The organism is Pandoraea sp. XY-2 (assembly GCF_004193915.1).
GTDB classification, from domain to species: domain Bacteria; phylum Pseudomonadota; class Gammaproteobacteria; order Burkholderiales; family Burkholderiaceae; genus Pandoraea; species Pandoraea cepalis.
The window spans coordinates 2,645,462-2,667,433 of the sequence record NZ_CP030849.1; the positions used below are offsets into that span (position 1 = coordinate 2,645,462).

General features: G+C 65.2%; 20 protein-coding genes and 2 pseudogenes. 5 read left to right on the forward strand and 17 right to left on the reverse strand.

The window, feature by feature from the left end:
* Nucleotides 1–88: 88 nt before the first annotated feature.
* The 5 genes and pseudogenes from DRB87_RS12025 to DRB87_RS12045 form a co-directional block, all read right to left on the reverse strand.
* A complete protein-coding gene (locus DRB87_RS12025) occupies nt 89–736 on the reverse strand; it encodes a response regulator transcription factor (RefSeq protein ID WP_130027844.1) in 648 nt (215 codons plus the stop codon).
* Nucleotides 733–1,899, reverse strand: a complete 1,167-nt coding sequence (locus tag DRB87_RS12030; RefSeq protein WP_130026060.1) for a PAS domain-containing protein — start codon at nt 1,897–1,899, stop codon at nt 733–735. The genes DRB87_RS12025 and DRB87_RS12030 overlap by 4 nt, the downstream gene beginning before the upstream one ends.
* Before the next feature lie 205 nt (nt 1,900–2,104).
* Complete coding sequence (locus DRB87_RS12035) at nt 2,105–3,730, reverse strand: ATP-binding protein (protein WP_130026061.1); 1,626 nt, start codon at nt 3,728–3,730, stop codon at nt 2,105–2,107.
* Between the two features lie 61 nt (nt 3,731–3,791).
* Nucleotides 3,792–4,522: pseudogene (locus DRB87_RS12040) on the reverse strand (alpha/beta hydrolase).
* A 95-nt stretch (nt 4,523–4,617) separates the two neighbouring features.
* Nucleotides 4,618–5,508 carry a LysR family transcriptional regulator gene (locus DRB87_RS12045; protein ID WP_130026062.1) on the reverse strand — a complete coding sequence of 297 codons (891 nt, stop codon included), beginning with the start codon at nt 5,506–5,508 and terminating at the stop codon, nt 4,618–4,620.
* Nucleotides 5,509–5,604: 96 nt separating this feature from the next.
* On the opposite strand from DRB87_RS12045, the gene DRB87_RS12050 reads away from it, so the two are divergent.
* Nucleotides 5,605–6,621, forward strand: a complete 1,017-nt coding sequence (locus DRB87_RS12050; protein WP_130026063.1) for an NAD(P)H-binding protein — start codon at nt 5,605–5,607, stop codon at nt 6,619–6,621.
* A gap of 124 nt (nt 6,622–6,745) precedes the next feature.
* Here DRB87_RS12050 and DRB87_RS12055 read toward each other — a convergent pair whose 3' ends face one another.
* The gene (locus tag DRB87_RS12055; RefSeq protein WP_130026064.1) at nt 6,746–7,672 is read right to left on the reverse strand and encodes a 3-hydroxyacyl-CoA dehydrogenase NAD-binding domain-containing protein; all 927 of its coding nucleotides are present in this window, start codon (nt 7,670–7,672) and stop codon (nt 6,746–6,748) included.
* 75 nt (nt 7,673–7,747) lie between these two features.
* Nucleotides 7,748–7,927, reverse strand: a complete 180-nt coding sequence (locus DRB87_RS23050) for a hypothetical protein (protein ID WP_165385208.1) — start codon at nt 7,925–7,927, stop codon at nt 7,748–7,750.
* Here DRB87_RS23050 and DRB87_RS12060 point away from each other — a divergent pair.
* Nucleotides 7,926–8,675 carry an FRG domain-containing protein gene (locus tag DRB87_RS12060; protein WP_232424515.1) on the forward strand — a complete coding sequence of 250 codons (750 nt, stop codon included), beginning with the start codon at nt 7,926–7,928 and terminating at the stop codon, nt 8,673–8,675. The genes DRB87_RS23050 and DRB87_RS12060 overlap by 2 nt on opposite strands.
* A 28-nt stretch (nt 8,676–8,703) precedes the next feature.
* Here the strand turns inward: DRB87_RS12060 and DRB87_RS12065 are convergent, their stop codons facing one another.
* Together DRB87_RS12065 and DRB87_RS12070 are read right to left on the reverse strand one after the other, a co-directional pair.
* Nucleotides 8,704–10,104 carry a diguanylate cyclase gene (locus DRB87_RS12065; RefSeq protein ID WP_130026065.1) on the reverse strand — a complete coding sequence of 467 codons (1,401 nt, stop codon included), beginning with the start codon at nt 10,102–10,104 and terminating at the stop codon, nt 8,704–8,706.
* Between the two features lie 122 nt (nt 10,105–10,226).
* On the reverse strand, nt 10,227–10,475 hold the full coding sequence (locus tag DRB87_RS12070; protein ID WP_130026066.1) for a hypothetical protein: 249 nt from the start codon (nt 10,473–10,475) through the stop codon (nt 10,227–10,229).
* Nucleotides 10,476–11,097: 622 nt separating this feature from the next.
* Here DRB87_RS12070 and dapA point away from each other — a divergent pair.
* On the forward strand, nt 11,098–12,051 hold the full coding sequence (dapA, locus tag DRB87_RS12075; RefSeq protein WP_130026067.1) for a 4-hydroxy-tetrahydrodipicolinate synthase: 954 nt from the start codon (nt 11,098–11,100) through the stop codon (nt 12,049–12,051).
* 38 nt (nt 12,052–12,089) lie between these two features.
* Here the strand turns inward: dapA and DRB87_RS12080 are convergent, their stop codons facing one another.
* Together DRB87_RS12080 and DRB87_RS12085 are read right to left on the reverse strand one after the other, a co-directional pair.
* Nucleotides 12,090–13,751 carry a methyl-accepting chemotaxis protein gene (locus DRB87_RS12080; protein ID WP_130026068.1) on the reverse strand — a complete coding sequence of 554 codons (1,662 nt, stop codon included), beginning with the start codon at nt 13,749–13,751 and terminating at the stop codon, nt 12,090–12,092.
* Between the two features lie 229 nt (nt 13,752–13,980).
* Nucleotides 13,981–14,652, reverse strand: coding sequence for a glutathione S-transferase (locus DRB87_RS12085; RefSeq protein ID WP_130026069.1), 672 nt, complete (start codon nt 14,650–14,652; stop codon nt 13,981–13,983).
* A 122-nt stretch (nt 14,653–14,774) separates the two neighbouring features.
* Here DRB87_RS12085 and DRB87_RS12090 point away from each other — a divergent pair, with 122 nt between their 5' ends.
* Nucleotides 14,775–15,701, forward strand: coding sequence for a LysR family transcriptional regulator (locus tag DRB87_RS12090; protein WP_130026070.1), 927 nt, complete (start codon nt 14,775–14,777; stop codon nt 15,699–15,701).
* Nucleotides 15,702–15,880: 179 nt separating this feature from the next.
* Entirely contained in the window at nt 15,881–17,122 is a 1,242-nt protein-coding gene (locus DRB87_RS12095; protein ID WP_130026071.1) for a YbfB/YjiJ family MFS transporter, read from the forward strand.
* Here the strand turns inward: DRB87_RS12095 and DRB87_RS23595 are convergent.
* From DRB87_RS23595 to DRB87_RS12125, 6 genes and pseudogenes are all read right to left on the reverse strand, one after another.
* Nucleotides 17,083–17,934, reverse strand: a pseudogene (locus DRB87_RS23595) (AraC family transcriptional regulator); the annotation flags it as partial. The gene DRB87_RS12095 and the pseudogene DRB87_RS23595 overlap by 40 nt on opposite strands.
* A 96-nt stretch (nt 17,935–18,030) precedes the next feature.
* The gene (gene tam / locus DRB87_RS12105) at nt 18,031–18,837 is read right to left on the reverse strand and encodes a trans-aconitate 2-methyltransferase (protein WP_130026073.1); all 807 of its coding nucleotides are present in this window, start codon (nt 18,835–18,837) and stop codon (nt 18,031–18,033) included.
* A gap of 39 nt (nt 18,838–18,876) precedes the next feature.
* Complete coding sequence (locus tag DRB87_RS23265; RefSeq protein WP_206100014.1) at nt 18,877–19,734, reverse strand: anti-sigma factor; 858 nt, start codon at nt 19,732–19,734, stop codon at nt 18,877–18,879.
* The gene (locus DRB87_RS12115) at nt 19,721–20,473 is read right to left on the reverse strand and encodes an RNA polymerase sigma factor (protein WP_281352568.1); all 753 of its coding nucleotides are present in this window, start codon (nt 20,471–20,473) and stop codon (nt 19,721–19,723) included. The genes DRB87_RS23265 and DRB87_RS12115 overlap by 14 nt, the downstream gene beginning before the upstream one ends.
* A 37-nt stretch (nt 20,474–20,510) precedes the next feature.
* Nucleotides 20,511–20,900 carry a cupredoxin family copper-binding protein gene (locus tag DRB87_RS12120; protein ID WP_240755964.1) on the reverse strand — a complete coding sequence of 130 codons (390 nt, stop codon included), beginning with the start codon at nt 20,898–20,900 and terminating at the stop codon, nt 20,511–20,513.
* A gap of 25 nt (nt 20,901–20,925) precedes the next feature.
* Nucleotides 20,926–21,921 carry a metallophosphoesterase gene (locus tag DRB87_RS12125; protein WP_206100015.1) on the reverse strand — a complete coding sequence of 332 codons (996 nt, stop codon included), beginning with the start codon at nt 21,919–21,921 and terminating at the stop codon, nt 20,926–20,928.
* Nucleotides 21,922–21,972: the final 51 nt, after the last annotated feature.

Here is a 21,972-nt window from a genome sequence, read left to right on the forward strand (position 1 = left end):
GCAGCAAGCGAAACCGAGCGGGAACGCGTGTGGTCGATGGTCGCGTCGGGAATGTCGGGCGCGTTGGGGGCGTGGGTCGCGTGTGGGATCAGGCGTCGGTGCCGGCGACGATCAAGCCGTGTTCGATGGCGTAGAGCACGAGGCCCGCCGTCGACGGAATGTCCATCTTGGTGAGGATATTGGCCTTGTGCGTACTCACGGTCTTGGCCGAGAGCGACAGGCAGCGTGCGATCTCGTTGATGCCATGGCCCTCGACGAGCATCTGGAAGATCTGGAATTCGCGGGCCGTCAGCCCGCTGTGCGGCAACGCCTCGGCCGGTTGCTGCAACTGACGCACGAGCTTTTCCGCGACCAGGGGCGAGACGACCGTGCCGCCGCGTGCCACGCGCCGGATGGCGCTCATCAACTGCTCCGACTCGGCGTTCTTGGTGAGGTAGCCGGCGGCCCCGGCGCGGATGGCCTGCACCGCGTATTGCGATTCGCGATACATGCTGAGCACGAGTATGGGGAGCGCCGGATACGTTGCCTTGATCTGCGCGATGAGGGCAATGCCGCTCTTGCCGGGCATCGACATATCGAGCAGCAGCACGTCCACGGCGATCAGGCGAAGCCGGTTGAGGACATCCGCGCCGTCCACGGCTTCCGACACCACGCACATGTCGGGTGCCATCGAGATGATCTTTTTCAGCCCATCGCGAATGATCGCGTGGTCGTCGGCAATCATGACACGCATCACCACTCCCTCTCGTTCGTCAGGTTCGTCAGGTTCGTAGGGTTCGTGAGGTTCGATGGGGTCGCCGGGGTCGTTGCGTTCATCACGCTGGCGGCGTCATCGTCGCTCACCCCTGCCGCAGGTGCGCGCGCAGGAATTCTCACCCGCACGCGCGTTCCCTGTCCCGGGGCGCTTTCGATCTCGAACGCGCCGCCCAGCATCAGCGCGCGTTCGCGCATGCCCATCAGACCGAGGCGCTGACCGTCTCCGGCCCGTGCAGTGTCCATGCCCCGGCCATCGTCCGCGATGCTCACATAACAATCGCCGTCGCGCAGCTCGAGCGCCACACGCACCTGCGACGGCTGCCCATGTCGGCTGGCATTCGTGAGCGACTCCTGCACGATACGGAAGATCGCCGTGCTGCATTCGCTGTCGAGACGCGTGGTCAGCGCTTCCGGCATGTCCAGCTCGCACGGCAACCCATGCCGCTGCGCGAACGATTCGGTCAGCCACTCCAGCGCCGCGTGCAGGCCCAGCTCGTCGAGCACCGCGGGCCGAAGGTCGGCCGCGATGCGATGCACGGCGTCGATGGTCTCGTCGACCAGGTCCTTGAGCATCTGGATATGGGCGGACCGATCGGCCGGCGACGCGACGGGTTGCGTGTCCAGGTAGCTCAGGCCCAGCCGAAGGCCGCCCAGCCACTGCCCGAGTTCGTCGTGAAGTTCGCGCGAGAGTCGCGTGCGTTCCGCTTCTCGCACCGTTTGGAGATAGGCGGAGAGCTGACGCAGTTGCGCGCGCGAGTCGAGCAATGCGGTTTCGGAGCGCTTGCGGTCGGTGATGTCGCGAGAAATCCCAACGGTGCCCACGATACGGCCAGCCGCGTCGCGCACCGGCATCTTGACGGTGTCGAACCAGCGCGGCGCGCCGTCGGCCCCCGGCCGGCTCTCTTCGTAGCGCCGGCGCTCGCCGCTGGCCACGACCGCTTTGTCGGTGGCAAGGTAGACCTTCCCCCATTCCGACGACCAGACTTTGTCGGGCGTGTTGCCGATGATCTCGGCTTCCGTGCGGCCGCAAGCCACCAGGAAAGCGTCGTTGACGAGGATGTAGCGCGACTCGGTGTCCTTGAGCCAGGCCTGGTCAGGAATGTTGTTCAGAATCGCCCGGTGCAGCTCTCCATGCGTCTCCACTTCGTCTCCTTGGCTGGCAACGGACTGCCGCAGCGGCGCGGCGACGTCACGCCCTCACGCGCTCGCGAACGGGGCGCTCGCCCCGTCGACAGCACGTCGTGACGTCGGTGCCGGTCCGCCCCCAATATAGCCAGACCGGCGCCTGGGCGCGCCTCTAGTTTTCCCGCATATTGCCGTGCTGCGGGGCTGACGCACGCCCGGCACCTCAGCGCTCATACCCCCGGAACAGCCCGCACAGTCGGAATACATCTTCCGTGAATGGCGTGCCCTTGACCTTGCAATAGCGGCTCGCCAGCTTCATCAGTTCCTTGATGTCGCGTCCGCTCGCGTTCGGGTAACGGCTCGCGAGCGACTCGATCAGGGCGTCGTCGAGCGGCGCACCGACCTGATCGGCCTGCATCCGCCAGAGCCGGCGCGCATGCGACGGCGATGGCGTCTCGTAATGGATCGTGGCGATACAGCGCGACAAAATGGCGTCGTCGACGTCGCCGCTCCGGTTGGTCGTCATGAACAACAGGCCATGGAAGTATTCCAGCGAACGCAGGAATTCCGCGACGATGGCGTTGTGCTCCAGATCGTTGTCGCGCCGGCGGATGTACACGTCCGCCTCATCGAGCAGCAGGATGGCATTCCAGCGCATGGCCCGACGCAGAATGCTCATGAGCGTGGCCCCGACCGACGCCGCCGTCGTCCCCAATTGCCCCGAATGCACACGGTAGAGCGGCTTGCCGACGACTTCGGAATAGATCTCCGCCGTGAGCGTCTTGCCGAGTCCCGGCGCGCCCTGGCAAAGGATGGTCGCACCGCCCGATTTGCCCGGCACGAAGTCCGGCATCATCACATCCATGTTCGATGTCAGGATGTCGATCAGGTCGTGATGATGCGCCGGCAGCACGAGCTTGTCGCGCAGCCCCGGCTGATACGCATACTCGGTCATGTTCTGCACGTGCACCCAGAGGTTGCGATGCCAGTCCAGGTGAAACACATGCACATAGCAATGTAGTGGAATGGTCTCGAACCCCTGCGCGACCTCGGCGTTGCGCCAGAAGTCCGCATCGCACGCCATCTCGAAATTGCGCTCCAGGCGCTCTTCGTCGTTCACGCACTTCGCGGCCGTGCCGTCCACCACGCGAATCAACTCGGTCGCGCCTTTTGCATCGACGGAGAACGCCGCGCGGCGCAGTACGAACTGCGCGCCGAAGGCACGCTGCACGCGCAGAAACCGCTGCGCATGCTGTTCGTATTCGCGCTTGAACTCGGCGCACTCCTTATAGAAACCGAACTCGGCGAGCAGCTCGGGAATGGTGCGATTGGCGATGTCGTCGCGCGTGAACACGAGCGACGTGGTCATGCCCGAGCGGCGCAGGCGATGCTCCGTCAGATTGGAATTGGCCGACTGCATTGTGTTCGCCAGCATGTCCATCACGACATAAGGCGATCCCTGCTCCGGCTCCACGTAGCGCAAGCGGCGAACGAGCCACGGCAGCAGGGCGCCGTCACGGTGACGTTGGTACACCCAGCCGTCGATGACGTCGCGCGCAAGATAGGCGACGAGGCCCGGCACCAGCTTGTCCAGACTTGGGATCACGCGCGCCTGCGGCGCATTGAAGACGTTGTCGAGCGCGAGCATCTGGAACATCAGCGCCCGTTCGTTCTGCGTTTTGCACAGCACGTAGAGCGTATTGAGCGACTTGGCGTCGAACCAGTGGCTCGACACCCGCAGGTTGCCGCGACACACGCCGTAAGCCGTCAGTTGTTTGCCCAGCGTTGAATCGCTGCCGATCAGTTGCAGCAGCGGATGAATCAGTGACTCGGGAATTTCGAAATCCATGAACGGCACTCCCCGTAAGGCGTATGGCCCGTGCGTACGTTGCCCCGTGGCAAGGCGCGTGTCAGGCGAGGAAGAAGTCGATGGCACGCGCAACGACGTCCGGCTCGATGATGTGCCGTCCGTCGAACTCGACGAACTGCACGTCGTAGCCCGCCGCCGCGAGCTTGCTGGCGTTTTGGCGGCCGCTTGTCTCGATGGGCAGTTGTTCGTCGACGCGTCCGTGCGCGATGAAGACGCTGGGCTGCCCTTCCTGAACGAAGATGGACATGAAGCCCCCGAGAACGCGATCACGTGAGTGGCGATGTCGCCGTTCGTCACCCCGATGGACAGGGCGTAACTCGCCCCGTCGGAAAAGCCCGCGAACGCCACACGCCCTGTGTCGATGCGATACCGGCTGGCGACCTCGCGCAGCGCCGCTTGAAGTCGCGCCAGATCGGGGCCGTTGCCGCCGATCACGATGTCCCACGTCGGAAAGGTCGAATGCGGTGCGAGTACGAGAAACTTGTGACGCTGCGCATGCGGCTCGATGAACGGCAACACCTTTTCCGGAAAGCCACCCGCGCCATGAAACATGACAAACAGAGGAACGGCGGTGTCCGTGGGGAGATCGGGCGGCACGTAAAGCACAGTGTCACGCTGCTCACTCAACCCAAGTGCGTGACGGCCGGACGGCCAGTGGGACGGCAAGGCCGCGCCGGATGACGCCGGCGCAGGCACCGCTGCGCCAACGTCGGGAGAGGCGGACGTCAGAACGTCCGGTGGCATTCTTCCGAACAACGAAGGGTCGAACATAGCGAGGAGATTGTCTCGTGATCGTTGATATTATTGATATATTGTATATCAACACAGATCTCCGCCGACATCCGGTATGCCTTTGGACAGCCGCGTTATTCGGCCATATAGGCGGTCAATCCTGCCACGAGCGCGTCGAAGGTGACTTTGCAGCGCGGACTTTGACGCAAGTCTTCGTGCATCGTGACCCACGTTTGCAGTGAGAAGCGAAAGGCATCGGGCAGCACGCGCACGAGCCGGGCATCTTGTTGCGCCAGCGGCACCTGACACGCACCGATGCCGTAGCCTGCCCGGATCATGGCCAGTTGCGCCAGATCGCTGTCGGCGCGAAACGCAAAACTATCGCGTGACCAGACGGGCATGCCCCGTGTGGCCTCACGGATGAACGGCGTCATCTGATCGAAGCCGATCATTGTGTGATGCGCGAGATCGGCCAGCGACGTCGGCACGCCGTGGTGCGCCAGGTAATCGTCGCGCGCATGCAGGCCGACGTCGATGTTTCCGACGCGACGCGCCATCAGCGCGTCCTGCTGTGGCGGCGCCATTCGCACGGCAATATCGACCTCGCGATGCAGCAGATCCTGAATGCGGTTCGTGGGTACCAGTTCGATGACGAGGTGCGGGTGGGCGCGTCGCAGCGCGCTCAGGATCGGTGGCAGCACCTCCACGCCAACGACCTCGCTCGCCGAGAGGCGCACGACGCCGTTCGCCCCCTCCCCTTGGCTTGCCGCCGCCCGCTCGAATGCCTGCGCGGTGTGTTGCATCGCCTGCGCATGGGGCCGTAGCGATGCCGCGGCATCGGTGGGCAGCAAGCCGGTCTGCGAACGCGTGAAGAGCGTTTGCCCCAGCACCGCCTCCAGCGAGGCGATATGACGGCCGACCGTCGGCTGCGTAATGCCCAGCGCACGCGCCGCGCCGGAGAGCGAGCCCTCGGTCAGCACAGCGAGAAACGTCCGGCAGAGATCCCAGTTCAGGGGCGTCATCATACAAAAATGTATAGTCGATAGATGGTTTTAGGTAATTTTAATTGAATTGCCTCGCGCGGAGAATGGCGTCACCGACAACATTCAAGGAGCGGCATCATGCACTACGGGTCCCAACACAAAGTCTCTCGCGCGCTGGTCCTCGGGGCGACCGGTGGTATCGGCGGCGAAGTCGCGCGTCAGTTGCTCGCCGCCGGCTGGCATGTGCGCGCGTTGCGTCGCGGCGGTGCGCCGCGTGCCGCTGCATCGTCCGCCGGCATCGAGTGGCTCGACGGCGACGCCATGCAGACCGGCGACGTCCTCGCGGCGGCACGCGACTGCGAGGTGATCGTGCATGCCGTCAACCCGCCCGGCTATCGCCACTGGGACACGCAAGTGTTGCCGATGCTCGACAACACGCTCGCGGCCGCCACGATGCATGGCGCCACCATCGTTCTGCCGGGCACGGTCTACAACTACGGCCCCGAGACATTCCCGGTCCTGCGCGATGACGCCGCGCAGCGGCCGCGCACGCGCAAGGGGCGCATCCGCGCGACGATGGAAGCCCGTCTGCGCGACGCGAGCCGCCATGGCGTGCAGACGATCATCGTTCGCGCCGGCGATTTTTTTGGTGCGCAATCGCGCAATAGCTGGTTTGGACAAGGACTGGTGAAGCCGGGGCGGATTGCGCGCGTCGTCCAGGTGCCCAACACACCCGGCGTGGGTCATCAATGGTCCTATTTGCCCGATGTCGGCCGCGCGATGGTCATGCTCATCGAACGTCGTCGTACGCTTGACGCCTTCGCCACATTCCACATGGCCGGGCATTGGGATGCCGATGGCACTCAGATGGCGACCGCGATCACACGCGTCATGGCGCGACACGGCATCGACGTCAAACTCCGTCGATTCCCGTGGTGGCTCATGTGGGCGGCATCGCCCTTCGTCACGACGCTTCGCGAGTTGCGCGAGATGCGCTATCTGTGGCAGCAGCCGGTGCGCATGGATAACACGCGACTCGTGGCGACGCTCGGGCATGAGCCTCACACGCCGCTGGACGTCGCGCTCAGCGCTACGCTCGAAGGGCTCGGATGCTTGCCAGGCGGAGGCCTTCAGACAACACGGCTCGCCGATTGACGGCCCCCCCTCCAGGTCATCGCGTCGGGCTCGAGCAGCGGCAACGGCGCCAGGATCACCGCGCGGTTGGCCCGCCGCGAACGGCCGGCGTCCCGCCCCGGTTGCGCGGGCCCGCCCGCGATGCCTACGCCTTGCCCGCGAGAATACCGAGAATGATGGCGTCGCGCTGCGCTTCGAGCCGCGCGCTGCCGCACCCGGCCAGTTCGGCGTCGACCCCTGCGGCGATGCGCGCCTTGAGGTCGTCCGTCAGCACCGGCTCGCCGAGATCGGCCCACCACGATTCCACGGGCGGCCCGAGGTGCTCGAGAAAATGGGCGATACCGCCCGCGCCGCCCGACAGATGCAGGTTCACGAACGGCCCGAACGCCGCCCAGCGCAAGCCCGGACCATAAGCGATGGCGTCGTCGATGTCAGCCACCGAGGCCACCCCGGTATCGACCAAATGAATGGCCTCACGCCAAAGCGCCGCCTGCAGCCGGTTCGCGATGTGGCCCTTGACCTCCTTCTTCACATGGATCGCCCGTTTGCCGATGGCGCGGTAGAACTGCATCGCCGTGTCGATGGCGGCCTGCGACGATCGCTCGCCGCCGATGACCTCGACCAGCGGAATCAAATGCGGCGGATTGAATGGATGTCCAAGCACCACGCGCTCCGGATGGATGCACACCGACTGCACGCGGCTCATCAGCAGTCCCGACGAGCTCGAAGCGATCACGACAGACGGCGGCAAGGCAGCGTCCATCGTGCGAAAGAGGTCTTGCTTGAGGTCCTCGCGCTCGGGACCGCTCTCCTGCACGAAGTCGGCGCCGGCGAGCGCCGCGTCGAGCGTGTCGTGAAACGTCAGCGCGTCGCGCGAGGCGCCCGCCGTCAGGCCGATCCGAATCAGCGTCGGCCAATGCGCATCGACTGCCTCGCGCAAGCGCTCGCGGGCGCCCGGTGCCGGATCCCAGGCACTCACGCGCAGACCCCGCGCCAGAAAGTAAGCCGCCCAGCTCGCGCCAATGACGCCCGTGCCGATGACGGCGACCTGCTCGATGTTGTCGTATTTCACATTTGTCTCCGAAAGGATAGAGGCGGGGCAACTCACGTGCCGCCCGGCCTGAGAATGCGTGTCGCTCGTTCACATCTATCGCATGCTCGACGCACGCGCTTGAGCTGTCACCAACACCGTACTATAGTGGCCGACGCCATGCATCGCTCGCATTGCCTTGGCGTGCTCGATCAGCGGCACGTCGGCGCCGCACGCCAACTCAAGGATTTCGCTCACTATGGACACCACCGTCGTCGAAAGCTGGAAGGATTTCATGGAGCTGTCCTCCCGCTTCGAAGGCTGGGCCTTTCGCGGGCAGCAGGACGCACGCTGGCATCTGCAAAGTTCGCTCTCGCGGTACCTGCACGCCTATGTGGCGGACAAGGAACAGTGGCGCAGCCGTGAGGCACGTGCTATTCGCATCTTTCGGCGCAAGGCGCACAACCATGTGCCCTGGCCCGACTTGCTGCACGACGATCTGCGCTGCCTTGGGCTGATGCAGCACCATGGTGCCCCAACCCGTTTGCTCGACTTCACGAAATCGCCCTTTGTCGCCGCGTTCTTTGCACTGGAGCGCGCCACGAGCGATTCGGCCATTTTCGCGCTCAACACCCCCGCGCTGTACGACGACCGTGCCCGTCCGCGTCATGCACCGTGGCTCACCCGCGATACGATCGATCCCCGCGTCAAGGGGAACATGGAGAAATACTTCCTCGGCAATGACAACGAGGTGGTCTGGTTCGGCGAGCCGGAAGAAATGGACGGTCGTCTGATCGCGCAATCCGGCACCTTCGTGGTACCCGGCGTGATCGACCGGCCGATGCACCGCATCCTCGACGGCTATGAGAGCGACGAACCCCTGCTGCGCAAGATCGTGCTGCCGTTGGCGCTGCGCGCGGACGCGATGAAATGGCTTTATCGGATGAACGTCACGAACGCATCGCTGTTTCCGGATCTCGACGGCCTCGCCCGCTCGATTGCCATCGAAATCGAAATGATCTGGCCAACGCAGACGCTGGGATGAATGGCCCGGCGCGCGGGTCAGTCGGGCGTCAGATCAAGCGCTGCAAGAAACTGGACCCACCGGATTTGCGCGCGGACTTGTTGGCATACATACGCTGATCGGCCACGCGGATGAGTTCGCTCATCGATTCGCCGTCGTCGGGGAACACCGCCACCCCGACACTTACGCGCACGCTCAGGCTGGCATCGTTGACGGAGATGACCTGTTCGATCTCGGCGCGCAGACGCGTGACTGCGACGTCGATCCGCTCGACGACCTCCGCATCCTGGACAATGGCGACGAACTCGTCGCCCGAGTGACGCGCCACGAAGCCGCTTCCCGTAACTCCGGCCTTCATGCGCTGACCAATCTCCTTGAGCAACAAGTCGCCGACCGCGTGCCCCAGGCTGTCGTTGACCCCCTTGAAACCGTCGATATCGGCGAACAGGAGCGCCAGCTTCCCGTTGGTGCGCTGTGCACGGCGCACGGCCTCGCTCGCAAACTCGCCAAACGTGCGACGGTTCGGCAGTCCGGTCAGCTCATCGAATCGCGCCGCTTTGTAGAGGTCGTCGATCAGTTGCTTTCGCTCGATGGCCAACGCGGTCTGGTCGCAGACGAACGCCAGCAGCCGCTGCGCGGCCTCCGCGCGCAGCGCGCAGGCCGGGCCGTAGAGCATGAGCGTGCCCACGGCACGGCGCGCCGTGCGCATCGGCAAAATCACCAGCGCCTGCGCGCCGGGCTCGGCAAGCGCGTCTGGCGCGAACGGTTCGGTACATAGGTGGGGGATCGATTGCCCCGCGCCGTCGATAGGGATCGCTTCGATCAGGTGCCACAGCGATTGTTGCGCTTGCGCAGCCTGCGTCGAGAGGCCCCGCGCCTGCGGCCAGTCGAGCAAGGGAATGTCGGCGCTGTCGCGATACTGATACGCCTTCTCCCACGTCATCAGTGCCGCATCGCAGGTCGCCACGACAATGGCATCGATGGGAAACAGCGTGGCCAGCGTGTCGTGGACGGCCTTGCACAGGGAGCGAATATCGGCGGCGTCGTGGGCTGCTTCGGATATCGAGTACGTGGCGCGCTGCAGCGCTTCGGCCTGCTTCTTGGCCGACACGTCGCGTGCCACGCCAATGCGCAGTTCGTAGTCTTCGGACCAGCGGGCGGACCACATGATGTGGACGTAATGGCCGTCCTTGTGGATATACCGATTCTCGAACCCGATCCGGGGAAGTCCCGCCATCACGAACTTCGATTCTTCAATCGTGCGCTCGCGATCTTCCTTCACGACGAAATCGATCATCGAGCGCCCCAGCAATTCCTCCGGGGTGTACCCGAGAATGCGCTCGCAGGCCGGACTCACGTAGACGAGCGCCCCAGCCTTGTCGACAAGAAACACAGCGTCGAGCAGCAACGCCATACAGCTTGCCAAGACGTCTTTTGTGACAAATTCCATGTATCTCGAACGGACACGAAGGCTCCGCGCAGTATAAGGCAATCTCAATATGTGAATATTTCGTCACCTTAACGACGCAAAACTTGCGATCGCTTCCTCGCCGCACTACGATCCCGCGCTCCTCAAAAAATCAGTTGCTTCAGCCACCCCGGCGCTGCGACGTTTGCGGCACATTCCGCCCGCACGTTCCGGCACGCGGTCTCGTATTCGCTTCGCAGCAGCTTGATTCTCGCCGCGACGAGACGCCGGAATGCCAACTCGCGCTCGCTGAATCCCACCCGGTCCTCATATCGGGTACCGTCGGGCAAGGGGCCTCGAATTTCGTAATACGTCACCCCGTCACGCGAATACTTCACGACTTTGGCTGCCATCTTGTCTCAATACTTTTCAGTTTTCCCCGCCCCAGTGTGCCCATTATTGTTTTGCGTTACGGGGTGTGAGTGCGATTGTCACTTGACGGATTCAAATTGGCAACCGGGAAAGTCCCCCCGTGGCAGTCGTACCACGGGGCGTTCACCGCAATCCGCCGTTAGCCGAACATCGATTTTCGATTAAATCGATTAAACGGAGAATTAAAGGACGTTTTAAATTGCGCCGCGCAAATGCCGGCATGATCGACATGACCCTCGCGCATTGCGGCGCCATCGCGGATCGTTGTACTTGACGCCACTTGCGTACAGCGGATAGAGTCTGCCCATGACGAATTTCCGAATCCCCTGCTCGCCGTGGTTGCGCGTTGTCCCGATGGGACAGCGGGGTGCGTTCGTCAAAAGCAAAAAACAGTCGCTCAACTGACTGGGGCGTGCTGTTCCGTCAGTTGAGCGACGGAACAGCCACGTGGACCCGGCAGTCCTCACCTCGCGCCGCCCTGCCTCACCCGGCGCGCCTGCCTCGAAGTCTCCCACGCGCCGGCCATTGCCCGTCGTCCTGCTGAACGGTTTTCATACCGGTCAACGCACGTTCGTTTCGTACGTAACGTCCAGGGAGACACTTATGCAAGTCGCACAGTCCCAACCCCAGTCGCTCGCTTCATCTCGCGCCCCGCTCTTTCGCGGCATCTGGGTACCGCTCGTCACGCCTTTCGCCAGAGATGGCGCCGACACGCCGGTCGATCACGCGGCATTACGTCGACTGGTCGCGCACTATCGTCGCTCGGGCATCGCCGGCCTTGTCGTGTGTGGTACGACGGGTGAAGCGGCAGCCCTTGACGACGCCGAACAGCTTGCCGTGCTCGACACCGTGCTGACCGAGGCCGGCGACCTGCCGGTGATCGCCGGGCTCGCCGGCAATCACCTGGGTCACACGCTGGCGCGCCTGGACGCCTTTAACACCCTGCCCCTGGCGGGCGTACTAACGCCGGCGCCGTATTACATCCGGCCCGCACAGGCCGGGCTCGTCCACTGGTTTCAGACGCTGGCGGATCGTTCGCGTGCACCGGTGGTGCTGTACGACATTCCGTATCGCACGGGTACCCCCCTGACGCTGGAGACACTGCTCACGCTCGCGGGTCACGACAATATTCGCGGCATCAAGGATTGCGCGGGCAACGCGCACACCACGCAGGCACTCATCGCCGACGCACGCCTATCGGTGCTGGCAGGTGAGGACGCTCAATTGCTATCCACGCTCGCGATGGGCGGCCATGGCGCGATCATTGCGACGTCGCACTGCCGGCCGGCGCATTTCGTGGCATTGTATCGCGCGGTGCAAGCGCAGCAGCTCGATGCCGCGCGCGTGCTGTTCCATGCGCTCATGCCGATGGTGCGTCTCATGTTTGCCGAGGCGAATCCCGGACCGGTGAAGGCCTGGCTTGCCCATGAGGGCCTGATAGCCGATGTGCTGCGCGCGCCGATGACAAGCGCGTCACCCGCCCTGACACAGCAGTTGGTCGCGGCCGTTGCCGCCATCGACGCCGCGTTGGGCGCGAAGGCGGCCAATGCCGCCTGAAGCGAGATAGAAGTTGAGGGGGTGTGGAACCGCGGACGTCAGGCCGCCGCGCGCTGTCGTCCCGGCGCCGTCGTGCCGCGCTCGCCGCGGGACGACAATGCGCCTGTCAACGCCAATGTCGGCACACGCGGCGTCATGCCCGGGCGCGCGCCGCCGTCGCTTTCCACGCGGAACTTCGCGGTCTCGTTGACCAGGTCGGCGGCCTGTTGACGCAGGTGGTCCGCCGCCGCCGCGGCTTGTTCCACGAGGGCGGCGTTCTGCTGCGTGACCTGATCCATCTGCGTGACGGCCTGCCCCACCTGCTCGATGCCGCGCGCCTGGTCGTCGCTCGCGGCAGCGATCTCGGCGATCAGCTCGCTCACGCGTCGCACCGACACGACGATCTGGTCCATGGTACGACCGGCGACTTCCACGCGCGACGTGCCGTCTTCGACCTGCTGCACCGATGCCGCGATCAATTCGCGAATGTCCTTGGCGGTGCCTGCGGAGCGCTGGGCGAGCGTGCGCACCTCGCCGGCCACCACGGCAAAGCCACGTCCCTGTTCGCCGGCGCGCGCCGCTTCCACGGCCGCATTGAGCGCGAGAATATTGGTCTGGAAAGCAATGCCTTCGATGGCCTTGATCATGTCGCTCATGCGCGCCGACGCGCTGGCCATTGCCTGCATCGTCTCGACGACGGCACGCACGCTCTGCGCCCCGGCATCCGCCACCCCGGTCGCTTCGTGCGACAGGCGCCGCGCCTCCATCGCATGTTCGACGTTCTGACGCACGGTCGATGTCAACTCTTCCATCGACGCTGCCGTCTCTTCCAGCGAGGCCGCTTGCTCTTCGGTGCGTTGCGACAGGTCGGTGTTGCCCTGCGCAATTTCGCGTGCCGCGTTGTCGATCGCCCCCGACGCACCCTGGATATTGCGCACGAGATGGCCCAGTTGTTCGACGGCTGTGTCGAGCGCACTCGCCATCTGGCCGATTTCGTCGGCACGCTCGGCATTGACACGATGCGTCAGGTCGCCACGCGCGAGCGCGGAGGCCCCCGCCACCGCTGCACGCACCGGGCGCGTGACCGAGCGCGTAATCGCCACCGCCGACACCACGGACAGCACGACCGACGCGAGCATCGTGGCGAGCAGCCACAGGCGGGCGGATCCATATGCGGCGGTCGCATCGGCCGCCTCCTTCGCGCTGACCACCTTGCCGACCTCCATCAGACCGTCGAGGGGAGCGAAGTATGCCACCTGGACCTTCTGCAGCGGCCCCATCAGTTCGGTCTTGGCTTCGGCAAAATTGCCGCTGCGAACCAGCGCCACGACCGCGTCGAGCTGCTTTCCATAGTCCGCGTTCGTGTCGGCCAGCGTGCGGTAGAGCGCCTTGCCCTTGTCGGTATAAAAGATCGTCGCCATGCCCGCGATGCTCTTGTTGTTGGTCTGGCGCATCTCGTCGATCTTGGCCAGACGGGCATCGAGTTGCGTGTTGTCTTCGGACATCACGATATCGCGCAGGAGGACGGCAACGTGCGCCGCGCGATCCTTCAGGCCATGAAATTCAAGAATCTTGTTGTTCAGGTCGGAGACGATGAGCTGGGTATTCGTATCCATCGTCGCCATCTTCGTCACGGCCACCACCGCCACGACCAACAGCATGAATACATTGACGGAAAAGGCGGCGGCGAGCCGTTTGCTGATACTCAGGTTCTTGAACATTGCCTTGCGCGCGTTAAGCGATTCGTCCTGCGGTGTTGTCGTGACTTCAGCCCGCCGCCGGCAAGCCTGGCAGGCCAGTGCCTCTCTCTGTACCTCTGTGGAGGTATAACGAGTGCATTTGACGAAACTTGAGCCTCTGCGCGACGAATTCGCCGAATCTTCCGTCGGCGCCGCTCAGACAGGCGGCCATCGGGGGATGTCCGCACCAAAACGGCGCAAACGACGCCTGTCAGCCTGGCAACTGATAGGGGCCGCCACGGGCCAGGGCGCGTTGATACGCATCACGCGCATGAATGCGTTGCAGAAAATCGGCGATCGCGGGCCAGCGCCCCTGCGCGTTGCCGCGCGCGCTCGCGGCTTCCAGCGGGAAACTCATCTGGATGTCCGCTGCGCTGAAGCGATCGCCGACGAACCAACCGGTCTTCGTGAGCACGTCGTTCACGTAGTCGAAGTGCAGGCGCAGTTGCGGATCGACGAAGCTCGACTGCAGCGTGTCGCTGATCTTGCGGGCAATGGGGCGAGCGAAGAACGGCATGGGCGCGCTCGCGATGCGCAGGGCGACGAGCTTGAGCAGCAAAGGCGGCATGGCCGACCCCTCTGCGTAGTGCAACCAGTAGGTCCAACGCAGCCGCTCCGGTGTGCCTCGCGGCGGGGCCAGTCGCCCGAGTTCGTCGCGATCGGCGAGATACTCGATGATGGCGCCCGACTCGGCGAGCGTCAGTTCACCGTCGGTCACGACCGGCGACTTGCCCAGCGGATGCACCTCGCGCAGTGCCGGCGGAGCGAGCATCGTCTTCGGGTCGCGCGTATATCGACGCAGGTCGTAGGGAATGCCCAGCTCTTCGAGCATCCACAGTACGCGCTGCGAGCGCGAGTTGTTCAAATGGTGAACCGTCAGCATAGGGTCTGGCTCCGGCGGGACGTCCGCTCGCCATTGTCGCCGCAACGCCGGGTTTAAGGGTAATCTTGTCCATCGGCCGATCCGGAATCGACTCTGCGCCCTCTCCCTCTCTTTCATCCCTCATGGACCGAATCGATGCCATGAAAGTCTTCGTCGCGATCGTCGACGAAGGAAGCCTCGCCGGTGCAGCCCGGCGCCTCGGGCGCTCTGCCGCGGCGGTAAGTCGCGCCATCGGCTACCTCGAGGCGCATACCGGCACGGCGCTGCTCCATCGCACGACGCGCTCGGTCAAGCTAAGCGTTGCAGGCGAGCGCTATGCCGCTGCATGTCGGCGCATCCTGCTCGATCTGGACGAAGCCGATGTGATCGCCGCCGGGGAACGCTCGGCCCCACGCGGCCTGCTCACCGTTTCCGCGCCGCTCGCCGCCGGGGAAACGTTCATGCGCGAGATCGTGGACGCCTTCATCGAACGCTATCCGGAAGTCGTCGTCCGCCTGCAGCTGAGCGACCTGCCCGTGAGCCTGATCGACGAGGGCATCGACGTCGCGATGCGCGTCGCCCACCTGCCCGACTCCTCGCTCGTGGCCACGCACGTGGGCGAGGTTCGAAGAATCATTGCCGCCTCGCCCGCTTATCTGGCGACCCACGATCCTATCGGGTCCCCCGCGGATCTGTCGAAGCAGCAAATCGTGTCCATGACGTACTTCGGCATCGACGCGTGGCGCTTCCCCGCCACAGGACGCGGTTCGATACCACAGATCGTACAGTTCACCCCGCGGCTGGTCGTCAATTCGATCCGGGCTGCGATTGCCTCGGTCGTTGCAGGACACGGCGTGGCGCGAATGTTGACGTATCACATCGTCGACGAAATGGCGCACGGCACGCTGCGCATCGTCTTGCAGGACTACGAACACCCGCCCATGCCGGTTCACGTCATCACACCGCAAGGACGGTTGGCCGTGCCCAAGGTGCGCGCCTTCGTCGACTTCGCGGTACCGCGTCTGCGCAAGCATTTCGCACGCGTACACAAGTTGGCGAGCCGGGCATAAGGGATGGGCGGTGCCGATAAAGCGGCGTCCTGCCGCCCCGACATTGTTACGCCGTGCGGAAGAATGACTTCCGAGCCATAGCCGTTCCCCGGCGCGCCGCCAGCGCCTAGACTGAGGCCATTGCCGCGACGCCTCGCACCGACCCACGCCGAGGCGAAGCCGGTGCTTCCGGAGTCCTCATGCCCCACGCCGTCCTTGGCAGCCCCACAACCACCGCCTTCAACGCCTGGCGAGCCACGCTGTCGGCCGCCTGCGCCAGTCTCATCGGCATCGGCTTTGCCCGCTTCGCCTACACGGCGCTTCTGCCCGCGATCATCGGTGCGCACTGGTTCGCACCCGCGACCGCGGCCTATCTTGGCGCGGCCAATCTCGGCGGCTACCTGGCCGGCGCCTTGGGGGCCCGCGTGCTTGCGCGGCATGTGTCGAGCGTGAGACTCGTGCGCACGATGATGCTGGTCGCCGTCTTCGCTTTCTTCGCCTGCGCCTGGCCCCTCTCGTTCGTCTGGTTTTTCGGATGGCGCTTCGCCTCGGGGTTTGCAGGCGGCGTATTGATGGTCACGGCCGCACCGTCGGTGCTGGCGCACGTGCCTGCCTCGCGGCGCGGCATCGTGAGCGGCGCAATCTTCGCCGGCCTCGGGCTGGGCATCGCCGCGTCGGGCACGCTCGTGCCGCTCCTGTTGCGCGACGGCCTTGCCCAGACGTGGAGCGGCCTCGGCGTACTTTCGCTCGTGCTCACGGCAGTGGCGTGGCGCGGTTGGCCCGACGGCACGCCGACGGCAACGGCCGCCGGCGCCCCCGCTCCCATCAGGCGCCCGCTCGCCACTCCGGTGGCGCTGCGCTCACTCTATATCGAGTACGCACTAAACGCCGTCGCACTGGTGCCTCACATGATTTTTCTCGTCGACTATGTCGCCCGCGGGCTGGGCAAGGGACTCGACGCCGGCGCGAACTATTGGGTGCTGTACGGACTGGGGGCGATCGTCGGTCCGCTTTTCGCCGGGCACCTCGCCGACCGGATCGGCTTTGCACGAGCCTTGCGTGTCGCTTACGTCGCGCAGTTCTGTGCGGTGCTGCTGCCGGTGCTCGGCCTCGGCCTGCCCGCGCTGATGGTGTCCAGCGTGGTCATGGGCGCCTTCACCCCGGGCATCGTGCCGCTGGTGCTCGGACGCGTGAACGAACTACTCGCCCATCATCCTGCCGGGCAAAAAGCCGCGTGGAGCACCGCCACGACCAGTTTCGCGACGTTGCAGGCAGGTGCCGCCTACGGACTATCGTTTGTGTTCGCCGCGACGTCGGGCAACTACGCGCTGCTGTTCATGGTGGGCGGTGTCGCGATGGCGATCGGGCTGCTCGTCAACGTGGCCTCCGCTCGCCTGGCGCTCCACTTCCCGGGCGACACACCGAACGCACGCCGGAAGTAGCGGGTGAAGTGGGACAGATCGTTGAAGCCTTGCGCGACGGCAACGTCGGTCGCCGGCGCGCCGGCGCGCAACGCGGGCAAGGCACGCACCAGACGCAACTGATTGCGCCAGGCATGCGGCGCCAGGCCCGTCTCGCGCGAGAACAGCCGCGCGGCGTGAAACGGCGACAGGTCGACCGCCTCGGCCAGGGCCGTCAGCGACAATGGCTCGGTGAGATCGGCCGAGAGCCGGGCCTTCATGGTCTCGACCCGCACCGCATCGCGATGTACCGGCGTGTCCGGCACCCGCGCCTGCGCATGGCGCGCCAGCATGAACGACACGGCCTCGATCAGTACACTTTCCGCCAGCAACGGGTCGGCGCCGACCTGAAGCAGACGATGCGCCGTCGTCAGCCGATGCATTGCCTGCGCGTCGCGGATGACCTGCTCGCCAAACCAGGGATGCGCGTCGCCCGGCGTCGTCAGCCCCGCCAACGGACGCGTCACCTGACGCTGCACGCCTTGCACGAAGCCGACCGGCAGGTAAAACACGCGATAACGCCACCCGAAATCGGTTTCGCGCGCGCCGGTATGCACTTCCCCTGGATGAATGACGGCCACCGATCCGGCGTGCGCCACATGCTCGCCGCCCCGGTAAGCATAGCGCTCGGCCCCTTCCACGATGCACGCGAACGTATATGCATCGTGCCAATGCGGTGCGAAGGTGTGGTCGTTGTACTCAGCGGTGACCATATCGCCACCGGGGACTAGCGACGAGCGCCAGTAGTGAGGGGCGTTGCGAAACGGCTGAATCGGCGGAGACGGGACATTCATGTGCACTACTTTACACCGGGCGTCAGGCAGTTTGCCGAGCGTGCACCTTGCCTGTTTGAGTCCTCTGTGCGCGGCGATCTTGCCCTATCCCGTCCATCATCGCGTCGCCACCACGAACAGGCGTGGAAACGGCAGCAATACCGTACCGTCGGCCAGCGCCGGATACGCGTTGGCAATCGCGTCGGTATAGCGCGCCAGAAACGCCTCTCGCGATGCGTTGTCGAGCTTCGCGAGGAACGGCCGCAACGCACTGCCCTTGAACCACTCCACGACGGCCGGTGCCCCGCCCGCGAGCGGGTGGTAGTACGTGGTGCGCCAGATGTCGACGCGCGAGCACAGCGCGCGCAGCAGCGGGTAGTAGAACGTCGCGCCATGGCGTGCCGTGCGCTCCACCCCTTTGAGCGTTGCGGCCCAACGCGGATCGGCCGCCACTTCGCGCATCAGCTGGTGCGCGGGCTCGTCCAGATTGTCGGGTGTCTGCACGGCCAGCGAACCGCCGGGCGCAAGACAATCGACCAGGCGCGGATACAGGGTCTCGTGATCCGGCAACCATTGCAACACCGCGTTGGCGAGAATCACGTCGAACGGGCCATCGGCCCAGGTCGCGATATCGGCCACGTCAAAGCGGCATTGCGGCAGTCGCGCAAGCGCCGCATCGACCATGTTCTGCGAACTATCGAGACCGAGCACTTCAGCGTGTGGGTAACGAGCGGCGAGCACTTCGGTGGAGTTGCCGGGGCCGCAGCCGATATCGACCACGCGGGCCACTCCGCGCCCCACAAGCGGCGGAATGGCGGCTACGAGATCGCGCACGGGACGCGTGCGCTCGTCTTCGAACTTGACGTATTGTTCGGCCTGCCACGCAGGATTCACCGGGGCATTCGACGAGGGGACTTTCGACATGACGCTCTCCATGGGGGATGGGGCAAGCGCCTTACGATATCAGGTCGCCGCCTGCAATGCCTCGACAAACACACGCAGGTGCGACGGCTCGGCATCGGTGATCGCCCAGTAGGTCATACCGCCGCGCCGCCAGCGCGCAATGGCATAGCCATCGGACCCCGTGATCGTCGGCGCCGCCGCGGCCATGTCGCGCGCCGGAAACACGTAGACATCGATCGGATGCTTGTCCGTGCGGTAGACGAGCACGGCCACCGTGCGTCCACCAACGTAGTCGACGCGTCCGCCTTCCAGCGGGAACCCCTTGGCCGACAGATCGGTGACGGGTGGCGCGTAGTCGATGCGTCCGTTGAACCACGGCTTGACGGTATGCTGATCGGTCGAGACCACGTCAATGGGATGTTGCGACAGCAACGCGCGCACATGGCTCGCCACGATCTCCTGCGGATGCAGGCCGATGGCGGCCGGTTCCTCGACCCCTTGCGGCGTCACGGGCGGACGCGCCACCAGCAACGCCATCGCGACCGCGAGCCCGCCGAGAATCGCGCCGCCGGCACCGCCGAACAACCAAGGGGCAAGGCTCGGCCCCCACGCCAGCTCGGCCGGTCGGTTCACGTGAGGAGGCTTCGTCGGCGACGCCGGATGGGCCGGATTCGTCGGATCGGCCCCGGGCTTGGCATCCTGTGCAGGCGCTGCCGTGGCGGGCGCCGACGTCAGGCGCGCTTGACGTTCGGCGAGTGCCACGTCGTCGCGCAGGCGTTCGCGCAACGCCTGCGGGGCAGCATGGCGCAACGAGCCGTCGCGCAACAGCTTGCCCAGCGTGGTGGCTTCGCCAGCGACGGGGGTTTCGCCGGCGCTCGTTCCCGACATCGTATCGTTGGGGTCGTCAGGCTTGTTCATCGGGTCCTCCCCGCGTGGTGCCGTCGAGCGGCAGACGTGTCAGACGTGCGACCTGCGCCGACGGCGCGCGCGGTGTGGTCCTGGCGCTCGTGCGCGCGGCGGCCTGTGCATCGAGCACGGCAGCCGCCAGCATCTGCCTGGCGCGCGCCAGACGCGACATCACCGTGCCCGCCGGCACCCCGACGATCGTCTCGATCTCGCGGTAGCTCAGATCCTCCATCTCGCGCAACACCAGCACCTCGCGAAACACCACCGGCAACGAGGCCAACGCCCCGCGCACGAGCGCGCACTCGTCACGTTGCACGGCGAGACGCTCAGGGTCACCGGGTGTTGCGTCATCCCAACCGGGCAGACGGGCGTCATCCTGCAGGCCGTGCCTGGCCTCGTCGAACGGCGTGCCGAGCGCCTCATCGGCGCGGCGACGCCACTCCGTCAGCCAGGTATTGCGCACGATGGCCAGCAGCCACGCGCGCGCATTGTCGCCACGAAAACCGTCGAAGAAACGCAACGCGCGCAAGTAGGATTCCTGCACGATGTCGTCGGCGTCGCTTGCACTGCCCGACAGCCAGCGCGCGAGGTTGTACGCCGCATCGAGGTGCGGCAACGCCAGTGCATCGAACCGTTCCGACGCAGGCGCGCCGGATGTTTCAGCGTCGGTCACCGGAGTCTCCCCAGTGCGGGCAACGCGGTGCCCGGGTGAATCGGTCTGTCGTCGCGAACACGACGTCAATGGCCTCATTGAATCACATCTGCCTTTCGCCACGACGATTTCGCGACTACTTCACGATGATCACACCGGTCATGTGAGGATGAATCGCGCAGTAGTAGGGATACGTTCCCGGTTTGTCGAACGTAACTGAGAACGTGCCGTTGGTATCGAGCGCGCCCGACGCAAACACATGCGGATTGTCCGAACTGGTCACGGTATGCGGGTCCTCGTCGTGATTGGTCCATGTCACACGCGTGCCCGCGCGGACGGTGAGCGTCGCGGGCGAGAACGCAAAGTTGTCGATATTGACGGCACTGGCGTTGGCGGCGTTGGCGGCGTTGACGACACCCACGAGCGCCGGCAGACGGAGCGTGAGCATGCCGGCCGACGCCACGGCGACGCCACGCAGCCATGCGCGACGCCGTGCACCGCAAGCGTTCAGAAGAGACGATTTCATGGAAGGGCTCCGAAAGCCGTGGGCGTCACGACGCCAACGAGGTGTCACTGAGCATTGGCGTTGCGTCGAGCGCCGTGAAGTCGACGCGACGAATGCCGAGGGCCTGCCGCAGTTGCGACGCGTCGACCTTCAAGGGTCCCGGGCCGGGGCCGTCGCCCGGCGCGGGCTGCGGATACGCCGTCGACATGGCTGTCTGCAAACGCACATTGCCCTCCACTTTTTGCAGGACCTGGTGGATATGCCCGTTAAGCACCGTCACCGAGCCGAACGGCCGGAGCAAGGCAAGTGCGCGTTCGCCGTCGTCGGTCCCCCAGCCCCAGGCGGGATAGACCGACCACAACGGCATATGGGTGAACACGACGAGCGGCGTGCTGCGCGAGCGCCCCTTCAGGTCCGCCGCGAGCCAGGCGAGCTGCGTGTCGCCCAGATAGCCCATGCCGCCGGCCTTGAGCCCGATCACGTTGACCAGCGCGACGAAGTGCACGCCTTGCCGATCGAAGCTGTACCAGCCGACACCCCGGCTGTCGGGGGCGAAGCGTGCGAAGAAGGCGCGCCCGTCGTCGGCGATCACATCGTGCTCGCCGGGAACGTAGTGGGTTTCCAGGCCCGCGCTGCTTACGATCTGCTGCGCGGTATCGAATTCCTCGGCGCGCGACAAATGACTGACGTCGCCCGTGTGGAGCAGGAACGCGGGACGCTGCGATGCACCGCGGATTCGATCGATGGCCAACTGCAGCGTGGACGCCGGATCGGGATTGGCCGCCTTGTTGAAGCCGATATGGCTGTCGCTGATCTGCACGAACGACAGTGCTCGACGTGTCGCCTTGTCGGCTGCCGCAGCCGGCGCCCCCAGCGACAGGCCGCGCGGTACGCCCCCGTCGAGGGTCCACAGGATACCCGCGCCCGCCCACGCAAGACATGTCATCGCCCGGCGACGCGACATGCGTCGCGACGGGTTGCCCGCGTCGAACGAACGGGCATCGGAACCGGTCTCCGGCTTGACTTCCCCTTGATGGCTCATCGCGCACCTCCCTACGTTACGTGCGCTGCCCCGCCCGTCGTCGTGACGAGT